Below are 24,106 nucleotides of genomic sequence, written 5' to 3'. Positions count from 1 at the left end.
GTTAGGCATTTTCTACGCCATTATTTTCCATTGATAAAATCAAGTTGCCGCCATGCCTCATAACTAACCAAGGCAACAGTGTTAGATAAGTTCAGTGAACGATTATTTGGCATCATTGGAATACGCAACCTCATTTCAGGGGCAATTTGTTCCATGACTTCTGGGGCTAGGCCACTCGTTTCAGAACCAAATAGCAATACATCACCCGGTTGGTACTGAACCTCGCTATAGCCACGCGTGCCTTTGGTGGTAATCGCATAAATATTGCGCTCCCCCATAGCCTGTTTAAATGATTCAAAATCTGGATGCCGTTCTACGCGGCTCAGATCATGATAATCCAGCCCTGCGCGGCGTAGCTTCTTCTCTTCGAGGTCAAAGCCAAGTGGTTCGATTAAATGCAACGTACAGCCATTGTTCGCACAAAGCCTGATCACATTGCCGGCGTTAGCAGCCATAACTGGATTAAATAAGGCGATATTCAACATTAATAATCTACTCCATTCTTTATATAATGTGATTTTAGCGACATGCGGGCGTCACGACCACGCCAAAATTTTGTTAGCCCCATTTTGTTAGCTAATGTATTGTGTTTGTAATACTTGATTTCAAAGGCGTGGAGAGCTGTTTTGGTAATCTGGGCTAACAAAAAGTACATACCGCTGGTGGAAGTAAGGATGAACGTCATCCGCCTTGCCGCTAATAACGGTTGTACCTTGCATTTAATTGAGCCGTTAGGGTTTGATTTTGAAGAAAAGAAGCTGCGTCGTGCGGGGCTCGACTATCATGACTTGAGTCGTGTGGAGCGTTATCCTGACTTTGCTGCGTTTGCCGAAAAGTTTGCTGGTCACACCATTTACGCAATCACCACCAAAGGTACCCGCAACTATACCGATGTGACCTTTCAGCCGGGTGACGTGTTGTTGTTTGGTTCGGAAACCAGCGGTTTGCCTGTCGATGTGATGGCGCAAATCGCACCGGAGCAGCGCTTACGTTTACCCATGATGCCAAATAACCGGTCGCTGAATTTATCCAACTCGGTAGCGATTTTAAGTTACGAAGCTTGGCGCCAACAGGGCTTTGCTGGCGGCCTCTAGGCTAGCTACTAAAAAAGCGCTGAATCAGTGTGAAAGCAGGCGTCCGAATAGCATCGGTTTCCATCAGAATTTCGTGCTTCGCCCCGGCAATGGGTTCTAAGCGGCTAGCCGGGTGCGCTAATTTGTCGACAAAACGTTGCTGTGGTTCTGCCGCCACAATAATGTCCTGATCACCTTGCAACAGCAGCACCGGAATATCCACTCGCTCAGCGAGTTGCACCACCTGCTCCGCAGCTTGTACACCTTCTGCAACCCAATGATTCGTCGGCCCACCCACTTTAATCGCGGGCAAGTCTTGGTACATTTGCGAAAACCAGTCGTAGCGGGCTTCACTGTGCGTTAAACGATTTACCGCAAAGGCTTCTTTCTGATAATCACCGGTACCCGGAGCATACCAATGTCGTTTCGGCGACAAAAACTGATTTAACGCTGCTAACGAACGCGTCATCGGTTTTGCCAACCACAGCGGCCAAGGGGCAGTGTTAATTCCCATCATGGGCGCACTTAATGCAGCTTTTTGGAAAGGTGACGGTGGGTAGCCATGGCGGCCGGCAACTTGTTGCAGGTAGGTCATACTAATTGCGCCACCCATGGAATGGGCAAGCAAATAAACGGGCTTGTCAGCAAATTCAGCTTTTAACAGCGCTAACCACTCGGCGAAGTCTTCGGCATAGTCGAGAAAACGGCCGACATGACCCTGCTGCTGATTGGCTGTGAGACGAGCGGAATGGCCTTGACCACGGTGGTCGATCATCGCAACCGCATAGCCTTCGGCAACAAATTCGAGGGCAACTTCTTGGTATTTAATATACGACTCGACGCGGCCTGGCGAAATCACGACCCAGCCTCGAGGGTTTTCAGGTCTACACAAACCGTAATGAATTTCCTTGCCGTCGCGGCTGGTAAATTCTCTGTGTTCAATGCTGCGATAGAACTTCGTAAGTTCTTGAGCCGCCCATTGCGACCACTCAGAATCCGTATCCTTCGGCCGGACCGACAATACGTTTTGTGCTAATGACTCGTGTGCAAACCCCTGCAACATACCGCCTCCACTCGTTGCGACAACCATTAGGGACCGTAGCTGGAATGCCATTCCAGCTACGGTTCCTAATGAATTGTACGTGATTGGGGTGAGTTAGCAAGCGGCCTAGCGGGGGAACTCGACGCTGACCTCAAGGCCACCATCGGGGTGGTTGCGGGCATGAATTTGGCCACCAAGGATTGCCACAGCACGCTGGCAAAGCGCCAAACCTAAACCAACGCCGGCACCATGATGCCGCGACGGGTCACCGCGATAAAACGGTTCAAATAGTTTGGCGAGTTTTTCTTCTGGCGCGCCTGGGCCTTGGTCACGAATTTGCAGCGTAAAGGTCTCTTTATCGGCGAATGCGTGAATGGTGACAACACCATCGAGCGGGCCGTACTGGAACGCGTTACGCACTAGGTTCTCAACTATCATGCGCAACAGCACTGGGTCTGTAGCCACGGGCTCGAGCTGGCCGCTTGGCAATTCAATGCGTCCACGCCAGCCTTCTTCACCCAGCTGAGCAATGTAGAAATAGTCGAGGTCGTCTTTCAGCTCGCGCAACAAAGCCTGCACATCCACTTGGTCTTTCACCAATTTCTCAAGGCCATTCTCAAGGCGCGACAGCCAGAGAATCGAGTCGATAATCATGCCGAGTCGATAAATGTCTTTATGCAACTGCTTGTAGTTACGGTTCTGCCGAAGCTCTGGGGTTTCTAGCAAGTCGAGCGCCACTTGCAAGCGACCTACCGGGGAGCGCAGCTCGTGGGAGACATCGCTGAGTAACCGCCGTTGGGCGTCCCGCGAGGTGGCTAAGTCTAATGCAGTGCGCTGCAGCGTGCGGGCAAGTTCACCTAGTTCGTCTCGCCGCCGCGGTAAGCGCTTCAAGTTCGGCTCAGCCACACCCGCTGCGACTTGTCTTGTCGCATTGCGCAATTGTTTCAGTGGCCGTACAAACCACCAACCTAAAATTAAGGCGCCAATAAACGATGCAATCGCCGACAGCAGCAACAAACGTGGCAAGAAATCACGATCGGCTTGGCTTTCTTGCACCGCTGCCAATTCGCTAGCGGTCGCCGGTCGGCTGACCACAACCGCACCTTCATTACTGTCTAAAGGTCCTGCATACACGCTGTCGCCCACTACAAGTTGTACTGGTTCCGCATGAGAATACACTTGCACCGCAGCGGCAATTTCGCGCTGAGACAAGCCTGGGGTAAATTCCCACTGCTCGCGCTCAACGGCAATCAAACGGTATTGGCCAACGAGCAAGCGGCCAGGTTGCAACAAGCCGGCACTGGAAGGATGGGTAAGAATTGGAGCCAGCGAGCGATTGAATTCTTCGCTCATGGGCTCTGACCCCGGTGGACGCGCTAAATACAAAATGACTGAAAACGCCGCCGCCGCTGTCAGTAGAATCAGTAACCAAAATATCGTCAGCAGTCGAAATGTCAGCGACTGATACCAACGGGTACGGCGTTCAACCATGATTTAGGTTTCCAGTAGCTCTGGTTCCATCACGCGGTAACCACGACCGCGCACGGTTTGAATCCGATCCGGATGCGTTGGTAGTTTTTTGCGGATATTACTAATGTGGACGTCGAGCGAACGGTCGAATGGGCCAAGCTGACGACCCAGCACTTGCGCTGACAACATCTCTTTGGTCACCAGTTGCCCATGGTGCATCACCAGCTGGCGCAGCACTTCATATTCGGTCGGTGTTAACACTAAGGCTTCGCCATCACAACTTGCATTGGCATTGGTCGTATCGAGCTCAAAACCGGCAAAACGTAACATTTCCACCACAGGTTTCGAGTCTTGGTTTTTACTCCGGCGCAGCAATGCTTTGACGCGTGCAATCAGTTCCCGCGGATAAAACGGCTTCGGCAAGTAATCATCGGCACCGAGCTCAAGACCAACCACGCGATCAACGTCGTCACCACGTGCCGTTAGCATCAATACCGGCGTCTCGACCCCACTTTGGCGCAGTTGCTTGAGAACCTGTAAACCATCAATCTCTGGCAACATAATATCAAGTAAAATAAGCGCGAATGGGTCACTCGTCGCCTTGGCTAAACCGGCTTTGCCGTCCTCTACGTGAGTGATTTTAATTCCCTCACGAGCAAACACGTCAGTTAGCATGTTACCTAAATCAACATCGTCATCGATTAACAAGATATGTACCACGGGTCGTATCCTTTTTAGTTTCAATACTAGCAATCTAGCGTCTTTACATTTCCATGCGAGTGACTTTTCGCCTTCTTTACAAACGTAAATCGCTACTTGTTCAACCCCAGACGACTGGCTTTCCGAGTCAGGGTATTGCGCCCCCAACCGAGTCGTTCTGCGGCTTGCTGTCTGTGTCCACCGGTCGCTGCGAGCGCCTCTTCGATAGCTATGCGTTCAATGCTTTCGCTCAAGCTCGACCACCCATTAGGATAGTCTTGATTATTTGTGCCGGCCAATGCGTCGCGAATCGCCAATCGTAAGGCTGTTTGCCAGTCGCTGCTACTTACGGTTTGCAAACCAACGCCAGTCGCGTCGCTAGTCCCGTCACTTGGGCTGCGAGTTAACTGCGGTAACTCATCTACATCAACCAAGTCGCCACTGGCCATCACAGTGATCCAGCGGCAAGCGTTCTCGAGCTGGCGAACGTTACCGGGCCATTCAGCGGCCGTCATGGTCGCCATGGCGTTTTTGCTCAAACGCTTTACCGGCATCTGTAATTCTTCGGCCGCGCGCGCTAAAAAATGTTCCGTTAACGCCGGAATATCGCTTCGTCGCTGCGCTAAACTCGGTAGCTGCAAGTGAATCACGTTTAAGCGATGGTAAAGGTCTTCACGAAAATCACCATCGCTTATGGCCTTGCGCAAATCAATGTGGGTGGCGGCGATAACCCGCACATCAACGGTCACCAATTGATGGCTACCCACCGGATAAAACTGTCCTTCTGCGAGCGCGCGCAGCAAACGTGTTTGCACCGCTAAAGGCATGTCACCAATTTCATCGAGAAACAGGGTGCCGCCATCGGCTTGCTGGAAACGCCCCGGGCGCCGTGATTGAGCGCCGGTAAACGCACCTTTCTCGTGCCCAAAAAGCTCGGACTCTATCAGCTCACTTGGAATAGCGGCCATATTTAACGCCACAAACGGCTTCTCGGCACGCGGGCTATGGTCATGTAGGGCGCGGGCGACCAGCTCTTTACCGGTACCGGTTTCACCGGTTAAGAGCACGGTGACACTCGAACGCGACAAGCGTCCAATGGCCCGAAACACCTCTTGCATTGCCGGCGAGTCACCAACAATGCCGGTTTCTTGTTGCGTTTCTGCTGCATTGTCGCCAACGCTGACTTGCTGCTCCTGCTCCCGCGCTTTCACCGCTCGGCTCGCCACCGCGAGCATTTCGTGCAGGTCAAAAGGCTTGGGCAAGTATTCAAAAGCACCGCCTTTAAAGGCTTTGACTGCGCTGTCTAAGTCCGAGTGTGCGGTCATCACTATCACCGGCAAATCTGGCCATTGTTGTTGCAACTGGCGCAGGACTTCCATGCCGTTCAGGCCCGGCATTTTCACATCGGTAATCACTAAATCCGGGGTTGCCTGCTTGCTCGCACTGACTTCGGTCATCGCCGTCAACAAGGCTTCTGGTTCAGCAAATAAGCGCGGCTGCCAACCGGCGTCGGCGGTGAATGCACGCTCAAGCACCCAACGAATTGAGCTGTCGTCGTCGAGAATCCAAACCTGATACGCACTCATGGCTCAATCTCCTCTTCCGAACCTTGGCTGGGTGGCTGTTGGTACGGCAAGTACACAGTGAATTCGGTACATTGTGGCCGACTGTTGAGTTCGATTTTACCAGCGTGCTGGTGCACCAGTGACTGCGCAATCGATAAGCCCAAGCCAGAGCCGTTTTCACGCCCGCTCACTAACGGATAGAACAAGGTATCGCGCAGCTCACTTGGCACGCCGGGCCCGTCGTCTTGCACAGTAATCAGCAAACACTGACGATAGCGGGTGCCATAAATCGTTTCTTGGTGACTAATGCGCGTGCGCACCACAATGGTGCCTTGCTCGCCAATCGCTTCGAGCCCATTTTTGACTAAATTCAGGAGCACCTGTTCGACCTGCTCGGGGCTGACCCAAATCGCCGGAATACTGGGGTCGTAGTCTTTGCGTACGGTAACTTGTGGCGGACACTCTAATTGAATTAGGTCGAGGACGCGGGTGAGAACTTCATGAATATTGACCCAACGCCGTTGGCTTGGGCGGTTCGGTCCTAATAGGCGGTCAACTAGGTTACGCAAGCGGTCGGCCTGCGCCATAATCAGCTGGGTAAACTCGCGTTGGTTATCTGGCAACTGCGCATCGAGTAATTGCGCTGCACCGCGCAGTCCACCCAATGGGTTTTTAATTTCGTGCGCTAAACCGCGTACCAACTGCTGGGCAGCCGCTAGCTGATGTTGCTGGGTTTGCTCTTGGTTAATCCGCCGAATTAAATCAATTTGGCGCATCTCGAGCAGAATGGTGAGGCCTAAGCCGGGCACTTCGGCAACTGACGCGGTCAATTCCACATTCATGGCTTTGCCGTCATGGAATACCCAAGTCACGTCACTGTCGGAAATCGTTTGTTGCGACTGCAGGACGCCACTCAGTAACGACAAGTCAAAACTGCTGTAACGCAAGTGGCTGTCAAGCGGTGTGGCTTCAAGGCGTCTTGCGCTGGCAGCGAAAATCGCATCGGCTGCGGCATTGGCATAATGTACTTTCAGTTGACCGTCGAGCACGAGAATCGCCGTCACCAGTTGATCGGCTAATGCGGTTGTAAATTCTGTAGTCAGTGTTGCGGTGTGCGAGACGGTCATTGCTTTTCCTCACCTACACAGTGCTTGGGTAGGCAGTTTGCACCAAATTGGTGCAATTCGCAATCCAAGCGTCGGTCGCTAGGATCAAAAAAGGGCTCGGCAGTTAAACCACCGAGCCCTTTGTCTCAATTAGCTTGAGTAGTACATGTCGAACTCAATTGGGTGTACGGTCATCGCTAAACGCTCAACTTCTTTGCGCTTTAATTTCACGTACGCGTCGATCATGTCTGGACTCATGACACCGCCAACTGTGAGGAAGTCATTGTCTTGCTCAAGGGCGTCTAGTGCCATTTCTAGTGAACTTGCAACCGTTGGAATCTCTTTTGCTTCTTCCGCTGGCAAGTCATACAAGTCTTTGTCCATGGCATCGCCAGGGTGGATCTTGTTCTGGATACCGTCCAAACCAGCCATTAACAATGCGGTAAAGGCTAAGTATGGGTTCGCCAATGGATCAGGGAAGCGAGCTTCAATCCGGCGACCTTTCGGGTTGGATACCAAAGGAATCCGAATCGACGCTGAGCGGTTACGTGCTGAGTAAGCCAACATGACCGGCGCTTCAAAGCCTGGGACTAAACGCTTGTACGAGTTCGTACCTGGGTTAGTGAACGCGTTCAGTGCGCGAGCGTGCTTGATAATACCGCCGATGAAATACAATGCGGTTTCAGATAATCCACCGTACTTGTCACCAGCAAATAGGTTTTTACCGTCTTTAGCCAAGCTCATGTGTACGTGCATACCTGAACCGTTGTCGCCAACCAGTGGCTTCGGCATGAAGGTTGCGGTTTTGCCGTAGGCGTGGGCAACGTTGTGCACAACATATTTGAAAATCTGAATTTCGTCAGCTTTTTTGGTTAACGTGTTGTATTTACATGCAACTTCGTTCTGACCTGCGGTCGCAACTTCGTGGTGATGCGCTTCTACCACTAAGCCCATGTCTTCCATGATTTCACACATTTCACTACGGATGTCGTGTGATGAGTCGACCGGTGGGACTGGGAAGTAGCCGCCTTTTACGCCAGGACGGTGACCTTTGTTACCACCTTCATAGCTCTTACCTGAGTTCCATTTCGCTTCGATATCATCGATTTTATAGAACGAGCCGCTCATATCCGTATGGAAACGGACGTCATCAAACATGAAGAACTCTGGCTCTGGTCCGATTAAAGCGGTGTCCGCCAAACCGGTTGAAACCAAGTACTCTTCGGCACGTTGTGCGATTGAACGCGGGTCGCGGTCGTAGCCCATGCGCGAGTCTGGCTCGAGAATTGAGCAACGGATAATCAAAGTCGGGATTTCAGAGAACGGGTCCATGACTGCTGTTTCTAAATCAGGCTGTAACACCATGTCCGATTCATTAATACCTTTCCAGCCAGCAATCGATGAGCCATCGAACATTTTGCCGTCTTCGAAAAAGTCTTCATCGATTTGTGACACAGGAATGGTCACGTGCTGCTCTTTACCTTTGGTATCGGTAAAGCGTAAATCGATAAAACGAACTTCATTCTCTTCGATAAGTTCCATAATTGCCTGAATCGACATGTGTGCCTCCACGGTAGCTGTCGGTCTTAATCTAATTGCGTCAGGGTTAAAGTCTGGCGCAGAATTTTGATTTTGCTGGTAAGGATTTAGCAAAGCCCATGCCACAATACATAAGTCACTGTTTTTATTTGTTATTTTAAACAAGGCAACGGGGGTGCTAGCTTCTAATGCGCGTCACCACGTTGGAAATGCGTCCCTTTGCACCATTATAGTGCGAGAGAAACAAATAACGCACCATTATGGTGCGTTATTTTGCTATGAACTGTATGCGTTAAAGACTCAACAAATGCGTAATTAAGTCGTTTAAGTCTTCTTGGCTGCGAATATCACTCGGCATGGGCGTCGCCAGTAAGTAGCGACCATTGATCACCACCGAGGGTACGCCATTAATCTCATTGCTACTCATTTCCGTCAGTGTTTGACGCAAAATCTGTTCGATTTCGTCCGAGTCCGCCTTCGCAAACACGTCGTTCGGGTCGAGCCCTAAACGCGAAATAAAGCCGGTAAGCTGGTCCAAGTCCGGTAACTGATTATTCTGACTGGCATAAAACGCTAACATTTCGGTTGCAATGTCACGCTCCGTCAGTTCTTGAATGGCGTGAAATAATGCACCGTCAAAGGCCCAACGTTGGTTAAACGCACCATGACGACGGACGATAGCCACGTCTGGGTTCGCGTCTTTGAAGCCTTGCATCACCGGTTCGAAGCGCTGACAGGCTGGGCAACCCACCCATAAGTACTCAACAATAAATGGTTCTTGTTGGTCTTGCTGAACAGGCTCTGACAATACCCTGTAATGCGAACCTTCACTGTAACTGACTGCCGCTGTATCGGTCGCTGGTGTCTCTGGCGGCGTCGGTGCGTCGCTACACGCTGCCAATACAAACATGGACACTGTGACTAAAAGCCACTTTTTAAGAGAGTTAAACCGCTGCATTTTTATTTCCTTTTTACATCTGCACAACCAATGGGCAGACCTCAAAACTACTGCTATAGTGATAGAATCTTCGTATTTGTTCAAGGATGAGTTGCAAGGTGAGCCGTGTGAATAACGACAAACAAGTGAAGAATGTTTGTGCAGCCGACGACAGTGCTCGGCTAGAAGCTCTGCGGCGGTATAACATACTAGATACCGATTACGACCCTCGCTTTGACGATTTAGCCGAACTTGGCGCTTTTATTTGTAACACGCCTATAGCCGTGATTAATTTTGTCGACAAAGATCGGCAATGGTTCAAATCTGAAATTGGTCTCGGTATTCGCGAAACCGAGCTAGACATTTCAGTCTGCGCCCATGCAATTCTGCAACCGGGGCTTTTTGTTGTTCCCGACATGACCAAAGACCCGCGTTTTGCGAATAATCCGTTGGTTACCGGCGAACCACATTTACGCTTTTATGCCGGCGCGCTGCTTGAGACCGACGACGGTTTTCCACTCGGAACTTTCTGCGTACTCGACTACCAACCTCGCGAGCTTTCTACCGAACAAGAAAAGGCGATTACAACGCTCGCTCGGCAAGTCATGACGCAGCTCGAACTCATACGCACCAACGAGCAGCAACGTGAAACGCTCAAATCTCTCCAACGCTCGAATAAACTATTAGAAATTGAAGCAAGCACCGACGAACTGACTAAGCTTGCGAACCGCCGTGCGATTACCCACGCGCTACAGTATGAACTTGCCCTGATGCAAGAGCTCGGGCGCAAAAGTGCCGCACTGCTACTCGACCTCGATTTCTTTAAACAGGTAAACGACGCGCACGGTCACTTAGTCGGTGATGAAGTGTTAAAAGAGTTTGCTGAGTTTTGTAACCACGAGTTTCGCAGTTCCGACATGATCGGCCGCTGGGGTGGTGAAGAGTTTATTATTATTCTTCCCGGCAGTAATTTAGTCACTGCTGAAAAAATAGCTGCACGCTTCCAACGCAAACTCAATGAGCATACTTTTGCCAAACATCATCAAGTTAAACTCACGTTTAGTGGTAGCTTAATTGAGCTGTCACCGCTACTGAGCGCTCGGGCGACCTTCAAGCGGCTCGACGACAATCTCTATCGAGCAAAACAACAAGGCCGCAATCAAATTATTTTGGTTAAAGATTAACCAGCAGCCCTTATCAATCGTTACAGAATCGTTAAATTTAGCACCTGCTGTACAAGAGGTGCTTTTTTATTCACCAAAAACCACGTACAATCCGCCCCCCTATGGCCGATTCGGCCCTACATTACAGGTTACAAATACGGTTTATGTCTAAAGCTATTGAGAAAATTCGCAATATCGCAATTATCGCGCACGTTGACCACGGTAAAACAACCTTGGTTGATAAACTTCTGCAGCAAAGCGGTACCCTAGAAAGCCGCGGCGAAATGCAAGAGCGCGTCATGGATTCTAACGATCTTGAAAAAGAGCGTGGAATCACTATTTTGGCCAAAAACACTGCGATTAATTGGAATGACTACCATATCAATATTCTTGATACCCCAGGTCACGCTGACTTCGGTGGTGAGGTAGAGCGCGTTCTTTCAATGGCTGACTCAGTATTGTTGTTGGTCGACGCCGTTGACGGTCCAATGCCGCAAACACGTTTCGTAACCCAAAAAGCTTTTGCTCACGGTTTGAACCCAATCCTGGTCGTCAACAAGGTTGACCGTCCGGGCGCACGGGTTGACTGGGTTGTTGACCAAGTTTTCGACTTGTTCGATAACTTAGGTGCAACCGACAAGCAGCTCGACTTCCCAATCGTTTACGCATCGGCATTGAATGGTTTTGCCTCGTTGGACTCAGAAGTTCACGGCACCGACATGACACCGTTGTTCGAAACCATCGTTCGTGAAGTTGCGCCACCAGAAGCAGAAATCGACGGCCCATTACAGCTGCAGATTTCGCAATTAGATTACTCAAGCTACTTAGGCGTTATCGGTATTGGTCGCGTTCGTCGCGGTACCGTCAAGCCAAACCAACAAGTAACTGTTGTTGGCGCTGATGGCAAAACCCGGAACGGTAAAGTTGGCTTAGTTTTCGGTTACCTCGGTTTAGACCGCATGGAAGTCGACTCGTCACACGCTGGTGACATTTGTGCGATTACCGGTTTAGGTGAATTGAAAATTTCCGACACCGTCTGTGCCGTGGGTCACAACGAAGCGTTGCCACCACTGTCAGTCGACGAGCCAACCGTAACCATGACGTTCCAGGTCAACACCTCACCATTTGCTGGTAAAGAAGGTAAGTATGTGACCTCACGCCAAATTCTTGAGCGTTTACAGCAAGAGTTGGTTCACAACGTTGCCTTACGCGTTGAAGAAATGCCAGATCCAGACAAGTTCCGAGTTTCTGGTCGCGGTGAATTGCACTTAGGTGTTTTAATCGAAAACATGCGTCGTGAAGGCTTCGAATTAGCCGTGTCGCGTCCAGAAGTTATCATTAAGTACGAGAACGGCCAGAAAATGGAACCGTACGAAACCTTAACTGTTGACATCGAAGACCAACACCAAGGTTCAGTGATGGAAGCTTTAGGTTTACGTAAAGCAGAAATGACCGACATGTCACCAGACGGTAAAGGCCGTGTGCGCATCGACTTCATGGTTCCAAGCCGTGGCTTAATCGGTTTCCAAACCGAATTCATGACACTAACGTCAGGTACGGGTTTGGTTTACCACGCGTTTGATCATTACGGCCCACACAAAGGCGGTAAAATTGGTCAGCGGATTAACGGTGTATTGATTTCAAATGCGCAAGGTAAAGCATTGGCCTATGCCTTGTTTAACCTGCAAGAGCGTGGTCGTTTATTTGCTTCACACGCAGACGAAGTTTATGAAGGCCAAATTATTGGTATTCATAACCGTGCTAACGATTTGACGGTAAACTGTTTGAAAGGTAAGCAGCTGACCAACATTCGTGCCGCCGGTACTGACGAAGCATTAACCTTAACCCCACCGATTAAGATGAGCCTTGAGCGTGCGCTTGAGTTCATTGATAACGATGAGCTGGTTGAAGTGACGCCGAAGTCGATTCGTGTGCGGAAGAAACTATTGACCGAGAACGAGCGTAAGCGCGCTTCTCGCGAAACAGAAAGCGCAGAATAAGACTGCCTTTCCATTTCAAATGAAAACGAGCGCCTTTTAGGCGCTCGTTTTTTTATGTCTGACTATCTATTCGGTCGTGGTCGCAGCTTAGGCCAACACCACACCATACAGCACGGCAAAATAGTGGGCGACGCTTGCCGCCAGCACGAACAGGTGCCAAATGGCATGGTGATAGACCATTTGCTTGCGCACATAGAAAATCACCCCTAAGGAATATAGCAAGCCACCAATTAACAGCAGCAGCAAGCCTGTGGTATTCACCAGTTCGAGCATCGGTTTAATTGCCACCAAGGCCATCCAACCTAAACCCAAATACAATGACAGCGACAACCATTTCACGCGCTCTTTCTTCAGTACCTCGAGCAACACGCCACCGAGCGCAATACTCCAAATAATGATAAACAAGGTCCAACCCCATGGTCCGCGTAAATTAACCAACAGGAAAGGGGTGTAAGTACCAGCTATGAGCAGAAATATGGCGGCATGATCCATTAACTGGAAGAAACGTTTTAATCTGAGATTCGTGACCGCATGATAAAGTGTCGACGCAGAATACAGTAAGATAATCGAAGCGCCATAAATAGACACGCTGACGACATGCCAAATATCGCCATACTCAAACGACAAATAAATTAGAAATACTAAACCCACGATCCCGGCAATGACGCCAAGACCATGACTAACGGAATGCGCAATTTCTTCACCGAGTGAATATTTGGCTTTCGTTGAACTCATGCATTACACCTCAGACCAGTTTTGAGCTGTCATTAAAACATATTTCAGCGTACAAGTGTACGCTGTATTTTGTTTTTTCTGATTTCTGGAAGTAACTATTTCATACGGAAGTATTTTTTGTACAGCGGAAGAGCGCAGTCAGTAAGCGCCTGCGCTCTTGTTGATGCTTAATCGTAATCTCGGTCGATTTGTTTTAGTTTTGTCATGAAGTTTTCAAAATCACGCTCTGACTCGTAATCTAAGTGATAGGTATTGTGGAAGCCGGTCCAGAGTTTCACCCGCAGCCCTTCTAAATACACCGTATAACCATCGTGGTCGGTATAGCCCGTAATACCGTCGAGAACATGGCGTTCGTCGATCACCTCGCCATGATCGACAATTTTTTCAAAAACCGTTAACACAGTACGAATGCTTAATTCATTTTTCATGGCTCCTCCAAAACGGTTCCGGCAATACTCTTAGTTATGGCAGTAAGCAGTTATTTTCGCAAGAAAAACGCCAGCTATATTTGCTGGCGTTTGCTTGGGAATATCTGCCACTATTCACTAGGTACGGCGGCAGTTGGGCTTTCGATCGAACCGTTTGTCTTGCTTACTTTATCAGTTGCTTGAAGGCCTGCGTCGCTTCTTCATGCTCCGCGCCAAAGCTCGCTTCTCGATCCACTGGTAAAACACCGGTATAAAGAAAATCGAGACGAACGTTGCGATGAGCATGCCGCCCACCACAGTGACACCGACCGCTTGGCGCGCCGCTGCACCGGCGCCAGAAGTAAACACCAACGGTAACGCGCCAAGAATAAAGGCGAGCGATGTCATCAGAATGGGTCGGAAGCGCTGACGGCATGCCGTTAATGCGGAGGCCACCACACTCATGCCACGCTTCCGATTGATAACTGCGAACTCAACAATGAGGATCGCATTCTTCGCCGACAAACCAATCAATACCAATAAGCCGACTTGGAAATAAATATTATTCTGCAGTCCGGTAACCCAAGTTGCGAGCACTGCACCGAACACCGCAAAAGGAATCGCAGTAAGAACGGCGAGCGGTAACGTCCAGCGCTCGTACTGTGCCGCAAGCAAGAGGAAAACCATTAGAATCGCAAAGCCGAAAGCCAAGCCTGCGGCGTTGCCTGATGCTCGCTCCTGTTGCGAGGCACCGGTCCAGAACAATTGATAGTCTTGGTCATCACTGACTAAGTCATTGACGATGGCTTCAAGCGCCAGCATTGCTTGGCCACTTGAATAACCAGGCGCTGGGTCAGCCAATAAGCGTGCTGCCGGACGGTTATTGTATCGGTGTACTTCGTCGGGGCCAGTTGTCCGATCAACGCGCACAACTGCGTTCAGTGGAATCATGTCACCACTGCCAGCGCGCACAAACACGTCAGCAAAGTTATGCGGGCCTTCCCGGTACGATGACTCTGCCATCATATACACCCGCCACGCACGACCAAGGTAGTTGAAGTCATTGATGTACTGACGACCGAAGGTGGCGCGCATGGCTGCGAATATCTGGTCAATTGGCACGCCGATTGATTTAGCTCGCTCGCGATCCACATAGGCTGTATAGCGCGGAATATCGAGGTTCAGAGTTGTCCGCACATTACGCAACTCAGGACGCTCGTTGGCTTGTTCAATGACCGCATTTAAACGTGCGACTAAGTTATCGGTGTCGCCGTCCATAATCGCAACCAAATAAGCGGTTAAGCCACCGGTGGTCGAAATACCCGAGATTGGTGGCGGGTTGTACGCACTAATGTTGGCTTGCGCATGGGCTTGACCCGCTTGGTTAACCTGCTCGGCAAATGCTTGCGAGTTGTTCCGGCGCAAGTTGCGGTCATCCCAATGGTCAAGAGTTACAAAGCTCGCCCCAACGTTTTGCTTACGGCCGCCATTGACCATGTCATAGCCCATAAAGGTGAGCGTATTCGCAACGCCGTCCATATTCTGCAGCTCGGCGTTCCAGTCCAGTGAAAAATCGCTGGTTCGGTCAAGCGAAGCGCCTTCTGGTAAGCGGTGTGACACTAAGACATAGCCTTGGTCTTCGTCGGGCACCAAGCCACCCGGCAAGAGACTAAATGCTCCCCATGCCGACAATGCAACCGCGACAAAAATGGCACTCGCCATGGCGGTGCGCTTCAGCATAAAGCGCACGCCGTCGGTATAGCGTTGGGTCATACGTTCAAAGAAGACGTTAAACTTCTGCAGAATCACCGGCGGCGCCGATGGCTTTTCTTGCAGAATTTGCGCACATAGCGCCGGCGACAAGGTCAAAGCGACGAAGCCGGAAAGAATCACAGACACAGCGATGGTTAAGGCAAACTGCTGATACATCACCCCAGCTAAACCACCAAGGAAAGCAACCGGAATAAATACCGCTGCGAGCACAAGCACCATGGTCACAATCGGTGTTGAGACTTCTTCCATTGCCTCTATGGCTGCTTCTTTCGGCGTAAGCCCGCGCTCTTTAATGAGCCGTTCGACGTTCTCGAGCACGACAATTGCGTCATCCACCACGATACCGATGGCCAATACCATCGCCAGTAGCGTCAGTAAGTTCACCGAGAAGCCAAACACGTACATGCCCGCAAACGCACCAATCAATGCCACCGGAATCGATAACAGTGGAATAAGTGCTGCTCGCCAACGTTGCAGGAACACGTAAATAACAAACATGACCAAGACTAAGGCTTGGAACAAGGTAAACACCACCTGTTGAATCGACACTTTGACGAAATCGGTGGTATCAAACGAAATTGAATAGTCGACGCCAGTTGGGAAAGCCTGACTCATGCGCGCCATGACACGGTCGACTTCTTCTGACACTTCGAGTGCATTTGCACCTGGGCGTAAGAAAATCCCCATGGGTACGACGGTTTCGCCATTCTGAACTGCATCAAAGTCGTAGTTACTGGCACCGAGCTCAACGCGAGCGACATCGCGTAAGCGCACCACGGACCCGCCTGGGTCACTGCGGAGAATGATTTCTTCAAACTGTTCGACGGACGAAAAACGCCCTTCGGTACCAATTGGTAGCGAAATTTCTTGTGGGTTATTTGGGTTTGGTGCATCACCAAAACGGCCAGCTGCAAACATTGCGTTCTGTTCGCGTACTGCGTTACTGACATCGGCCGGAGTCATGCCGTAATCTGCAAGTTGGTCGGGGCGCAGCCAAACTCGCATGGAATAGGTTTTGGATCCAAAGAAAGTAACCTGTGCGACGCCGTTAATTCGACTCAGTTCATCCTGTACGGTCAGCGTTGCATAGTTATTTAGGAACAATGAGTCGCGGCTGCCATCCGGCGAACTCAAAGAAACAATTTTGAGGATGGCGCTGGATTGTTTGCGAATTTGAACGCCATTACGCTGCACTTCTTCCGGTAAACGCGAATAGGCACGTTGCACTTGCGCCTCAACGTCAATCGCGGCTTGGTCGACGTCGGTACCGACATCGAACACCACAGTGATACTAACACCGCCACTGTCGTCAGCCGACGAGGTCATATACAGCATGTTCTCAACGCCGTTAATATACAGCTCGAGTGGTGCTGCGACCGCTTGCGATGCTGCTTCTGCGGTTGCACCTGAGTAACTGGCGCTTACGACAACCTGAGGTGGGACAATTTGCGGGTACTGTTGAACTGGCAACATCCGCAGTGACATGAGTCCCGCAATCACAATCAGTATCGAGAGTACTGATGCAAGCACGGGGCGCTCGATAAACGTCCGTGCAATCATTCAGCAATCTCCACATTCACCTGCGTGCCAGGCTGTAACATTGACAAGCCTTCGACAATCACGCGATCGCCACTCGCAAGGCCTTGCTCAATCAACTGTTCGTTACCAACCCGAACGCCAAGTGTGACTTCTCGCACTTGCACGATGTTTTGGTTATCGACAATGTAAACGATTGACTCGCGACCAGACTGAATAATCGCCCGTTGCGGCACGGTTATCGCGTACGGCACTTCAATACTTGGCAATTGTACTCGCACCCACTGTCCTGGCAGTAACGTCATGTCTGGGTTCGGAATGACGGCACGGGCTTCAATACTGCCACTTTCACGGTCAACAATGCGGCTGACATAATCAATATAGCCGGAGACAGGGTGCTCACGACCGTCAGAGAAACGCAGTCGTGCTTCAGGACCTTGTTCAGCACCTTCCTGCGGTGTGGTTACCGCGACTTGCTGGAGCAAGTAACGAGCGGCAATATCACTTTCATTGACATTGAAGTGCACGTAAATCGGGTCGAGTCCGACAATGGTCGCTAATGCATCATTTTCACGAATCAGATTACCGGCAGAAATTGACTCACGGCTAGCCACGCCACTAATTGGCGCCTTAATTTCGGTGTAGCTCATACGCAGCTTCATTTCTTCAAGCGTAGCTTGCGCTGACACAACGTCCGCTTCAGCTGATTCAAGACGAGATTGGGTTTGGTCGCGCTCACGGGCACTAATCGCACCATCCACGAACAGATTTTCAACCCGCGCCCAGTCGCGACGTGCTTCGTTATACACCGCTTCTGCGCTGGTCACTTCCGCTTGCGCTTTTTGCAGCTCAACTTCGTATGGCGCTTTTTCGATGGAGAACATGACCGTGCCGCGTTCTAAGAACTGGCCTTCATTAAAATGCCGTTTCTCGAGCACGCCGCCGACTCGCGCGCGCACTTCGGCAACCATCGAGCCTTCGGTACGAGCACCAAATGAACGCTCGAGCTCGATGGTTTGCGCTTTTACTTCGGTGACTAACACACGGTGACGCGGACCCTCTGGGGCTTGGTCATCTAGTGCTGCACTCGAGTCTGAGCAAGCGCTTAACGACAGCGCCGCCGCAGCAATTGCTGCTGCAGATATCGAACTTTTAAAATTGTGCTTTGCGTTAACTAACCATTGTGTACGCATAGGGCCTCCGCACATTGCTTCTTTACGATTGTAAAGGATACTTGGTTATTTTCCGGTCAGCAGGTTGATTTACACTTACTTTACGGCACCAAAACAGCTGTCTTAGAGGCCTTACTCGAACTTAATCTTTCGGTTGACCGTCGTCGCTTGGCTTTTCATTTCCCTGCGATTGACTCCAAGAACCACGATGCGGATGACGCATTCCTGACTGTTGCTGGAATTTGCGATGGGTAAATACGAATGCATGAATAATTGCAGCAACCCACAACACTGGGCCGGCCGCATAGGCACCGGGATAATTTCCCGTACCCGCAATTTTTAACAAGTACAGGGCTAACAAGAATAGCACCAAGCTCAAGTATATTTGCTTGCGAGCACCAGACATAAACACCGCAACTGGCGGTAAAATCACAGCTAATAAATAAGGCATTTCCAACGTTCCCACATATTGTTATTGAAGTTTTTCGGGTAGCCCGTAAGCATGGCGCATCTTCGCCTTTTCAGCAAGCATTAGGGGCCGTAGCTGGAATGCCATTCCAGCTACGGTCCCTAATGCTAGTAAGGGATTTTTTCGCCGTCCCAAAAATAGAATGAACCGCTATTTTCGGGGGTTAAGTCGGCAATCACTTGGAGAATTCGCTGTGCCGATAACTGGGCACTATAGAGCTTGTCAGCGGGTAAGCGCTGTTGAAACGGCTTAGAAAGTTCGGTGTCGGTGGTACCCGGGTGAATCACTGCAAGGGTGAGTTGTTTGTGCGTGCGTTTAAATTCGATTGCCGCGGTACGAAACAGCATGTTCAGCGCGGCTTTCGACGCTCGATAACCGTACCAACCACCGAGGTGATTATCGCTAATGCTGCCCACTTTTGCGCCCAGTTGCGCAACGTAGGCAGGCTTATTCTTCGGTAGCAAGGGCTTTAAAGCTTGTAACAGTAGAATCGGCAAGGTCGCATTGGTAAAAAAATAGGCTTGTAGCTGTTCTGCGGACAACTGTTCAATACGGCGTTCCGGCTGCCAATCTTCGCCGTTTGGGCCTGCCCCATGCAGCCAACCAATGGTTGAAACGACACCGCTAAGCTCAAGGTTCTGCGCCTGCCATTCGGCAAGCAAGGTTTGATAAGCTGTTAGTATTGCTGCTTCCGAGCCCTTCTCAGACACGGCGAGCTGCACCCAATGCACACGCTCGTCGGTAACATCGTTAGGCTGCGCCTGACGACTGACAGCCAGCACAAAGGTATCCGCTGAGCGGGTTAGGAGTTCTTGAACGATTGCTCGGCCGAGTCCTCCTCCGGCTCCAAAAACGGCCACCAGATTTCCTCGAGCTGCTTCTTGTAGGCTCGTTTTGCTACCCATTCGGCTAACCACTCCAACGCCATGTTACACGCTCAGCACTTTCAGTACGTCGTCGGACGCCTGCTCTGTCGGACATTTACTGCCGCCAGACGGCTTGTTACCGAAATAAGCCCAAGCCTTTTCGTGAAAGAAATACGCTACAGTATTTACGGCTGGCTCAATTAAAGCGATCAGTCCACCCAATACCCAGCTTCCGGTCAGTAAATAAGTGACCGTAAAAGCGACGGTAAAGTGGACGACAGCAAAAGTCATAGTCTTTTTCATTTCATTCTCTCCTCAGCGATTTGGCGCTTATTTTGGTGCACATCAAGTTGACGTACTGAAGGGCGCTCGCTTATGGGTAAACGATAATGATTCGCAGTGAATTTTGCTAATGAGGAAATTCGATTAGTACAAACGACTCCGCCTGTACAAAAAACCTACGCGTGAGCTTAACTAAATAGGTGAACTTAGCTAAATAAGTGAACTTAGCTAAATAGGTGAACCTAACTAAACTTGCAGCGTAAAGGTCACTGGCCCGTCATTCACGAGGTGAACTTGCATATCAGCGGCAAACTCACCAGTCGCAACGGGGACACCTTCATTCGCGAGTGCTTGGCAAAAGACTTGATACAGTTCATTCGCCAAAGCCGGAACCGCTGCCGAGGAAAAGCTTGGCCGTCGGCCTTTGCGCGTATCGGCAGCTAAGGTGAATTGTGACACCACCAACACACTGCCTTGAATGTCACGGACGTCGAGATTCATTTTGTCGTAAGCGTCGGCAAAAACCCGATAACTGGCAATTCGTTTTGCGAGTTGTTTCGCTTTGTCTTCAGTGTCGTTACGTTCAACGCCGAGTAAAACTAAAATCCCTTGCTCGATGGCGCCAATTGTTTTGCCTGCGACGTCAACACGAGCTGAGGTCACCCGCTGAATTAAACCGATCATGTACTGCCCTTATGATGTTTATTGAACGTCTTCGTCGAGCTCTTCAGGTGGAATTTCTTCCGACTCTTCTTGAAAAAACTCTTCAATTGACACACTCAATTCTGCGCCAATCAGAATAATATTCCACGACAAGTAAATCCAAACAATCAGGATTGGTATGGTTGCCATCGCACCGTAGATTAATTCATACGATGGGAAATACTGCAGGTACATAGCAAAGCCGCGCTTGGCTGCCTCAAACAAAAATGCTGCAAGTGCTGCGCCCCAAATCGCATGGCGGAAACGGACAACTTTATTCGGCACCATGACATACAGCAACATGAACGCCATAAGGCTCATGAAAAACGGGAACATCGCTAACAGCGTATTGCGAATACCGCCGACATATTCGTCCGCGAACGCAGCGACCGACAGTAAGTAAGAACTTAAGCCAATACCGGTGCCGACCAGCAGGGGACCGAGGGTAATCACCATCCAGTAAATCGCTAAACTGATAATAAGACGCCGCTTATTGTGAGCTCGCCAAATCGTGTTCATGGCTTTGTCGATGGCATTAATCATCATAATCGCAACCACAAACAAGAAGATCGCACCTATGGCGGTCATTTGGTTCGCATTGCCGACAAAACGATTTAAGTATTCTTGAATGGCTTCGCCACTGGTAGGAATTAAGTTCGCAAGAATGGCTTCTTCGACACTACGGCGCATTTCCTCAAACATCGGGAATGCGGCAAACATGGCAAAAATAACCGCAACCAAAGGTACGAGCGACAACAAGCTGACATAAGTTAAGTGCCCAGCCATGATGTTAATGCGATCATCGGCGCAGCGTTTTATGAAGTGCTTCAAGAATTTAATTGCGCACTGAATCTGGCTTGGCAAGCGTTGTTTGATGCCTTTCCAATCAATATTTTTCAGAGCTGCCATAGGTTTCATAGGAGTCAGTCCGTTGTTATCAGTCTGTCCTATTGTGGCAGCAGGTTGCTCTATCGACAAGTCATCCGTTGCCGAACTATTGTCGAACTAAGGCGAAACTTGCTAATCGGCACAACCTGAATTAACCTCGTGAGTCCTAAAAATAAAGAATGGTTGCTATGGCGCTTACTGTAAAAACACCGTCCACTGACGAACAATGGCAGGCTTATTACCAATTACGCTGGGAAGTTCTGCGTAAGCCGTTTCATCGTCCGCCTGGCTCGGAGAAAGACGAGTACGACCAAGTAGCTGAACATCGCATGTTAGTCGGTGACAACGACGAGTTAATCGGTGTCGGTCGGCTGCATTTCAATAGCACCGAAGAAGCACAGATTCGCTTCATGGTTGTGCACCCAAGCTTTCAAGGTGAAGGACACGGCGTTACCTTACTCCACGATTTGGAGCTTTTAGCCCGTAAGCAGGGTGCGACGCGGATGATCATTCGTTCCCGCGACACCACTTTGGGTTTTTACTTAAAGTGCGGCTACGAAATTAAAGAAGAAGCGAATACCGTCGACAAGCCGATGGCTGAGCATCAGCTCGTCAAACCGCTCGATCCCGTTAATCATATTGTTTACCGGCCGAGTTGGTGTGCCGAACTGCAAAAAGTTTGGCATAACGAAATTCCGGTTAGCAAAGCCATGGCGATCAATATCTTCCAATACACCGGACGCAGCATCGAACTGACCGCGCCACTTGCTCGCAATATCAATGTGCATGGCACTATGTTTGCCGGCAGCATCTATACGCTGGCGACTTTGTGTGGTTGGGGCTTGATTCAGTTGCAGCAACGCGAGCGCGATATTCAAGGCAGTATCGTGTTAGCAGAAGGCAGTATTCAGTATTTGCAGCCGATTATTCAAGAGCCGCGTGCGACGGTGGCGATGAAAGATGTAAGTGGCGATTTTGCTGCCTTGAACAATGGCAAAAATGCGCACTTAAGTCTCGAGGTTCAAGTATTAGATGGTGAAAAATTAGCGGCCGTCTTTAACGGCCGCTACGTCGTCCTTGCTAAGCGCGATTAACGACAGCGCTGTTAACATATGCGCTGTTAAGCGCAGTTAACATAAGCGCTGCTAGGCGCTACTAACATAAGCGCAGCTCAGAAAGGTCCGTGAGTTTCGCTTCCCGAATTAAGTTATAAATAGCCTCAATGTCAGGTGCAAAGTAGCGGTCTTCGTCATAAAAGGCGACCCGCTCACGCACTAACCCATGCACTTGCTCTAGCACTGGTGATGATTGCAACGGCCGACGGAAATCGACCCCTTGAGCCGCACCGAGCAACTCAATCGCAATAATGTTCGCCACGTTCTCGGCAATATCTTGCAAGCGACGGGCAGCAAACGTCGCCATCGACACGTGATCTTCCTGGTTGGCCGACGTCGGCAAACTATCAATTGACGCTGGGTGGGCAAGGGTTTTATTTTCCGAGGCCAATGCTGCGGCAGTGACCTGCGCCAACATAAAGCCCGAGTTCACACCACCATTATCGACTAAGAATGGTGGCAAGTTACTTAAGTGCTTATCGACCAAAAGCGCGATTCGACGCTCAGACAACGCCCCCACTTCAGACACCGAAATGGCTAACATGTCAGCAGCAATTGCGACTGGTTCAGCATGGAAGTTACCACCTGAAAGAATATCGTTGTCGTCAGGGAACACCAGCGGGTTATCGGTCACACCATTGGCTTCACGGCCAAGTACCTGGCTAGCATAACCAATATGATCCCACGCAGCGCCCATCACTTGTGGCTGACAGCGCAGGCTATAGGGGTCTTGAACTTTACCGCAGTTGGTATGAGAGTCCCCAATTTCACTGTTATCACCGAGGATCCGGCGCAGTTCTGCCGCCACCGCTTCTTGACCCGGCTGACCACGTACCGCATGAATCCGCGCATCGAATGGCGTGCGCGAACCGAGCGCGGCTTCCACCGTCATTGCACCCGTTAAGGTTGCTGCGGCAAATACGTCTTCAATAGCAAACAAACCATGCAACGCCAGCGCTGTCGACGCTTGCGTGCCGTTTAATAGGGCCAAACCTTCTTTCGGCGCCAGCTCCATCGGCTCGAGGCCTAACAGCTTAAGGGCAGCACTTGCTGGCATGCGTTCACCATGAATGCGCAACTCACCTTCGCCCAACAATGGCAAGACCATGTGCGCTAACGGCGCAAGGTCACCACAGGCGCCTACTGAACCCTTTTCAGGCACGCATGGGTAGGCTTCGTTGTTAACCAAAGCAATCAGGAAGTCGATGACTTGGGGACGAACGCCAGAAAATCCGCGCGCCAGTGAGTTAATTTTTAATACCAACATAGTGCGCACAATTGCGTCACTCATCATTTTGCCAACGCCAGCGGCATGCGACAGGACGATCCGGCGCTGCAAGTCCGCTAGTTGCTCTGGTGCAATGCGAGTGCTCGCCAATAAACCAAAACCGGTGTTGATACCATACACAACACGTCCTTGCGCAAGCACATCCGCTACGGTTTTTGCCGCTCGTTCAACGTCGGCATAGGCTGACGGTGGTAACGACAAGGTCACCGCTTCACGATCGATACGCCGTAAATCAGCTAAGCTGAGTTGGCCTGGTTGAAGTTCTAATTGAAATGCCAT

22 protein-coding genes are annotated in these 24,106 nt (G+C 50.3%); 4 read left to right on the top strand and 18 right to left on the bottom strand.

What is annotated here, in order from left to right:
- Positions 1 to 20: 20 nt before the first annotated feature.
- Positions 21 to 485 (bottom strand): tRNA (cytidine(34)-2'-O)-methyltransferase, encoded by a 465-nt coding sequence (locus CWE06_RS09890; protein WP_126793647.1) that lies wholly within the window; start codon positions 483 to 485, stop codon positions 21 to 23.
- Between the two features lie 189 nt (positions 486 to 674).
- On the opposite strand from CWE06_RS09890, the gene CWE06_RS09885 reads away from it, so the two are divergent.
- Complete coding sequence (locus tag CWE06_RS09885) at positions 675 to 1,094, top strand: tRNA (cytidine(34)-2'-O)-methyltransferase (RefSeq protein WP_126793645.1); 420 nt, start codon at positions 675 to 677, stop codon at positions 1,092 to 1,094.
- A 1-nt stretch (position 1,095) separates the two neighbouring features.
- Here CWE06_RS09885 and CWE06_RS09880 read toward each other — a convergent pair whose 3' ends face one another.
- The 7 genes from CWE06_RS09880 to CWE06_RS09850 all read right to left on the bottom strand — a co-directional run bounded on the left by CWE06_RS09880 (position 1,096) and on the right by CWE06_RS09850 (position 9,452).
- A complete protein-coding gene (locus CWE06_RS09880) occupies positions 1,096 to 2,136 on the bottom strand; it encodes an alpha/beta fold hydrolase (protein WP_157981167.1) in 1,041 nt (346 codons plus the stop codon).
- Positions 2,137 to 2,241: 105 nt separating this feature from the next.
- The gene (locus CWE06_RS09875) at positions 2,242 to 3,606 is read right to left on the bottom strand and encodes a sensor histidine kinase (RefSeq protein WP_126793641.1); all 1,365 of its coding nucleotides are present in this window, start codon (positions 3,604 to 3,606) and stop codon (positions 2,242 to 2,244) included.
- A 3-nt stretch (positions 3,607 to 3,609) separates the two neighbouring features.
- Positions 3,610 to 4,305, bottom strand: coding sequence for a response regulator transcription factor (locus tag CWE06_RS09870; RefSeq protein ID WP_126793639.1), 696 nt, complete (start codon positions 4,303 to 4,305; stop codon positions 3,610 to 3,612).
- Between the two features lie 92 nt (positions 4,306 to 4,397).
- On the bottom strand, positions 4,398 to 5,870 hold the full coding sequence (gene ntrC / locus CWE06_RS09865; RefSeq protein WP_126793637.1) for a nitrogen regulation protein NR(I): 1,473 nt from the start codon (positions 5,868 to 5,870) through the stop codon (positions 4,398 to 4,400).
- Positions 5,867 to 6,976, bottom strand: coding sequence for a nitrogen regulation protein NR(II) (gene glnL, locus CWE06_RS09860; RefSeq protein WP_126793635.1), 1,110 nt, complete (start codon positions 6,974 to 6,976; stop codon positions 5,867 to 5,869). Before glnL ends, ntrC begins: the two co-directional genes overlap by 4 nt.
- A 129-nt stretch (positions 6,977 to 7,105) precedes the next feature.
- Entirely contained in the window at positions 7,106 to 8,515 is a 1,410-nt protein-coding gene (gene glnA, locus CWE06_RS09855) for a glutamate--ammonia ligase (protein WP_126793633.1), read from the bottom strand.
- 271 nt (positions 8,516 to 8,786) lie between these two features.
- Positions 8,787 to 9,452, bottom strand: coding sequence for a DsbA family protein (locus CWE06_RS09850; protein ID WP_126793631.1), 666 nt, complete (start codon positions 9,450 to 9,452; stop codon positions 8,787 to 8,789).
- 107 nt (positions 9,453 to 9,559) lie between these two features.
- On the opposite strand from CWE06_RS09850, the gene CWE06_RS09845 reads away from it, so the two are divergent.
- Together CWE06_RS09845 and typA are read left to right on the top strand one after the other, a co-directional pair.
- Entirely contained in the window at positions 9,560 to 10,615 is a 1,056-nt protein-coding gene (locus CWE06_RS09845; RefSeq protein ID WP_198679085.1) for a sensor domain-containing diguanylate cyclase, read from the top strand.
- A gap of 143 nt (positions 10,616 to 10,758) precedes the next feature.
- The gene (gene typA / locus CWE06_RS09840; RefSeq protein WP_126793627.1) at positions 10,759 to 12,594 is read left to right on the top strand and encodes a translational GTPase TypA; all 1,836 of its coding nucleotides are present in this window, start codon (positions 10,759 to 10,761) and stop codon (positions 12,592 to 12,594) included.
- Positions 12,595 to 12,681: 87 nt separating this feature from the next.
- Here the strand turns inward: typA and trhA are convergent, their stop codons facing one another.
- The 9 genes from trhA to CWE06_RS09795 form a co-directional block, all read right to left on the bottom strand.
- The gene (gene trhA / locus CWE06_RS09835) at positions 12,682 to 13,329 is read right to left on the bottom strand and encodes a PAQR family membrane homeostasis protein TrhA (RefSeq protein WP_126793625.1); all 648 of its coding nucleotides are present in this window, start codon (positions 13,327 to 13,329) and stop codon (positions 12,682 to 12,684) included.
- Between the two features lie 167 nt (positions 13,330 to 13,496).
- The gene (locus CWE06_RS09830; protein WP_126793623.1) at positions 13,497 to 13,757 is read right to left on the bottom strand and encodes a DUF3081 family protein; all 261 of its coding nucleotides are present in this window, start codon (positions 13,755 to 13,757) and stop codon (positions 13,497 to 13,499) included.
- Positions 13,758 to 13,928: 171 nt separating this feature from the next.
- Positions 13,929 to 17,069 carry an efflux RND transporter permease subunit gene (locus CWE06_RS09825; RefSeq protein ID WP_126793621.1) on the bottom strand — a complete coding sequence of 1,047 codons (3,141 nt, stop codon included), beginning with the start codon at positions 17,067 to 17,069 and terminating at the stop codon, positions 13,929 to 13,931.
- Complete coding sequence (locus tag CWE06_RS09820; RefSeq protein ID WP_157981166.1) at positions 17,066 to 18,238, bottom strand: efflux RND transporter periplasmic adaptor subunit; 1,173 nt, start codon at positions 18,236 to 18,238, stop codon at positions 17,066 to 17,068. Before CWE06_RS09820 ends, CWE06_RS09825 begins: the two co-directional genes overlap by 4 nt.
- Before the next feature lie 121 nt (positions 18,239 to 18,359).
- On the bottom strand, positions 18,360 to 18,668 hold the full coding sequence (locus CWE06_RS09815) for a YqaE/Pmp3 family membrane protein (protein ID WP_126793617.1): 309 nt from the start codon (positions 18,666 to 18,668) through the stop codon (positions 18,360 to 18,362).
- A gap of 125 nt (positions 18,669 to 18,793) precedes the next feature.
- Positions 18,794 to 19,591, bottom strand: a complete 798-nt coding sequence (locus CWE06_RS09810) for an SDR family NAD(P)-dependent oxidoreductase (RefSeq protein ID WP_126793615.1) — start codon at positions 19,589 to 19,591, stop codon at positions 18,794 to 18,796.
- 24 nt (positions 19,592 to 19,615) lie between these two features.
- Positions 19,616 to 19,855: a DUF2061 domain-containing protein gene (locus tag CWE06_RS09805; RefSeq protein ID WP_126793613.1), complete on the bottom strand. Its 240-nt coding sequence runs from the start codon at positions 19,853 to 19,855 to the stop codon at positions 19,616 to 19,618.
- 225 nt (positions 19,856 to 20,080) lie between these two features.
- On the bottom strand, positions 20,081 to 20,518 hold the full coding sequence (gene dtd, locus CWE06_RS09800) for a D-aminoacyl-tRNA deacylase (protein ID WP_126793611.1): 438 nt from the start codon (positions 20,516 to 20,518) through the stop codon (positions 20,081 to 20,083).
- An 18-nt stretch (positions 20,519 to 20,536) separates the two neighbouring features.
- Positions 20,537 to 21,436, bottom strand: a complete 900-nt coding sequence (locus CWE06_RS09795; RefSeq protein WP_420808536.1) for a virulence factor BrkB family protein — start codon at positions 21,434 to 21,436, stop codon at positions 20,537 to 20,539.
- A gap of 176 nt (positions 21,437 to 21,612) precedes the next feature.
- Between CWE06_RS09795 and CWE06_RS09790 the strand changes: the two genes are divergently transcribed.
- Positions 21,613 to 22,518, top strand: coding sequence for a bifunctional GNAT family N-acetyltransferase/hotdog fold thioesterase (locus CWE06_RS09790; protein ID WP_126793609.1), 906 nt, complete (start codon positions 21,613 to 21,615; stop codon positions 22,516 to 22,518).
- A 61-nt stretch (positions 22,519 to 22,579) separates the two neighbouring features.
- On the opposite strand, the gene hutH is transcribed toward CWE06_RS09790, so the two are convergent.
- The gene (gene hutH, locus CWE06_RS09785) at positions 22,580 to 24,106 is read right to left on the bottom strand and encodes a histidine ammonia-lyase (RefSeq protein WP_126793607.1); all 1,527 of its coding nucleotides are present in this window, start codon (positions 24,104 to 24,106) and stop codon (positions 22,580 to 22,582) included.

This window comes from Aliidiomarina haloalkalitolerans, from assembly GCF_003987315.1.
Taxonomy (GTDB): domain Bacteria; phylum Pseudomonadota; class Gammaproteobacteria; order Enterobacterales; family Alteromonadaceae; genus Aliidiomarina; species Aliidiomarina haloalkalitolerans.
The sequence above is the reverse complement of the archived record's forward strand: the minus strand, read 5'-3'. Positions and strand labels throughout refer to the sequence as shown.

What these genes read in the sequence shown, in the direction of transcription:
- CWE06_RS09890 (WP_126793647.1), bottom strand. Translation starts at nt 485, where the DNA reads ATGTTGAATATCGCCTTATTTAATCCAGTTATGGCTGCTAACGCCGGC.
- CWE06_RS09885 (WP_126793645.1), top strand. Translation starts at nt 675, where the DNA reads ATGAACGTCATCCGCCTTGCCGCTAATAACGGTTGTACCTTGCATTTA.
- CWE06_RS09880 (WP_157981167.1), bottom strand. Translation starts at nt 2,136, where the DNA reads ATGTTGCAGGGGTTTGCACACGAGTCATTAGCACAAAACGTATTGTCG.
- CWE06_RS09875 (WP_126793641.1), bottom strand. Translation starts at nt 3,606, where the DNA reads ATGGTTGAACGCCGTACCCGTTGGTATCAGTCGCTGACATTTCGACTG.
- ntrC (WP_126793637.1), bottom strand. Translation starts at nt 5,870, where the DNA reads ATGAGTGCGTATCAGGTTTGGATTCTCGACGACGACAGCTCAATTCGT.
- glnL (WP_126793635.1), bottom strand. Translation starts at nt 6,976, where the DNA reads ATGACCGTCTCGCACACCGCAACACTGACTACAGAATTTACAACCGCA.
- glnA (WP_126793633.1), bottom strand. Translation starts at nt 8,515, where the DNA reads ATGTCGATTCAGGCAATTATGGAACTTATCGAAGAGAATGAAGTTCGT.
- CWE06_RS09850 (WP_126793631.1), bottom strand. Translation starts at nt 9,452, where the DNA reads ATGCAGCGGTTTAACTCTCTTAAAAAGTGGCTTTTAGTCACAGTGTCC.
- typA (WP_126793627.1), top strand. Translation starts at nt 10,759, where the DNA reads ATGTCTAAAGCTATTGAGAAAATTCGCAATATCGCAATTATCGCGCAC.
- trhA (WP_126793625.1), bottom strand. Translation starts at nt 13,329, where the DNA reads ATGAGTTCAACGAAAGCCAAATATTCACTCGGTGAAGAAATTGCGCAT.
- CWE06_RS09830 (WP_126793623.1), bottom strand. Translation starts at nt 13,757, where the DNA reads ATGAAAAATGAATTAAGCATTCGTACTGTGTTAACGGTTTTTGAAAAA.
- CWE06_RS09825 (WP_126793621.1), bottom strand. Translation starts at nt 17,069, where the DNA reads ATGATTGCACGGACGTTTATCGAGCGCCCCGTGCTTGCATCAGTACTC.
- CWE06_RS09820 (WP_157981166.1), bottom strand. Translation starts at nt 18,238, where the DNA reads ATGCGTACACAATGGTTAGTTAACGCAAAGCACAATTTTAAAAGTTCG.
- CWE06_RS09815 (WP_126793617.1), bottom strand. Translation starts at nt 18,668, where the DNA reads ATGCCTTATTTATTAGCTGTGATTTTACCGCCAGTTGCGGTGTTTATG.
- CWE06_RS09810 (WP_126793615.1), bottom strand. Translation starts at nt 19,591, where the DNA reads ATGGGTAGCAAAACGAGCCTACAAGAAGCAGCTCGAGGAAATCTGGTG.
- CWE06_RS09805 (WP_126793613.1), bottom strand. Translation starts at nt 19,855, where the DNA reads ATGAAAAAGACTATGACTTTTGCTGTCGTCCACTTTACCGTCGCTTTT.
- dtd (WP_126793611.1), bottom strand. Translation starts at nt 20,518, where the DNA reads ATGATCGGTTTAATTCAGCGGGTGACCTCAGCTCGTGTTGACGTCGCA.
- CWE06_RS09790 (WP_126793609.1), top strand. Translation starts at nt 21,613, where the DNA reads ATGGCGCTTACTGTAAAAACACCGTCCACTGACGAACAATGGCAGGCT.
- hutH (WP_126793607.1), bottom strand. Translation starts at nt 24,106, where the DNA reads ATGGCATTTCAATTAGAACTTCAACCAGGCCAACTCAGCTTAGCTGAT.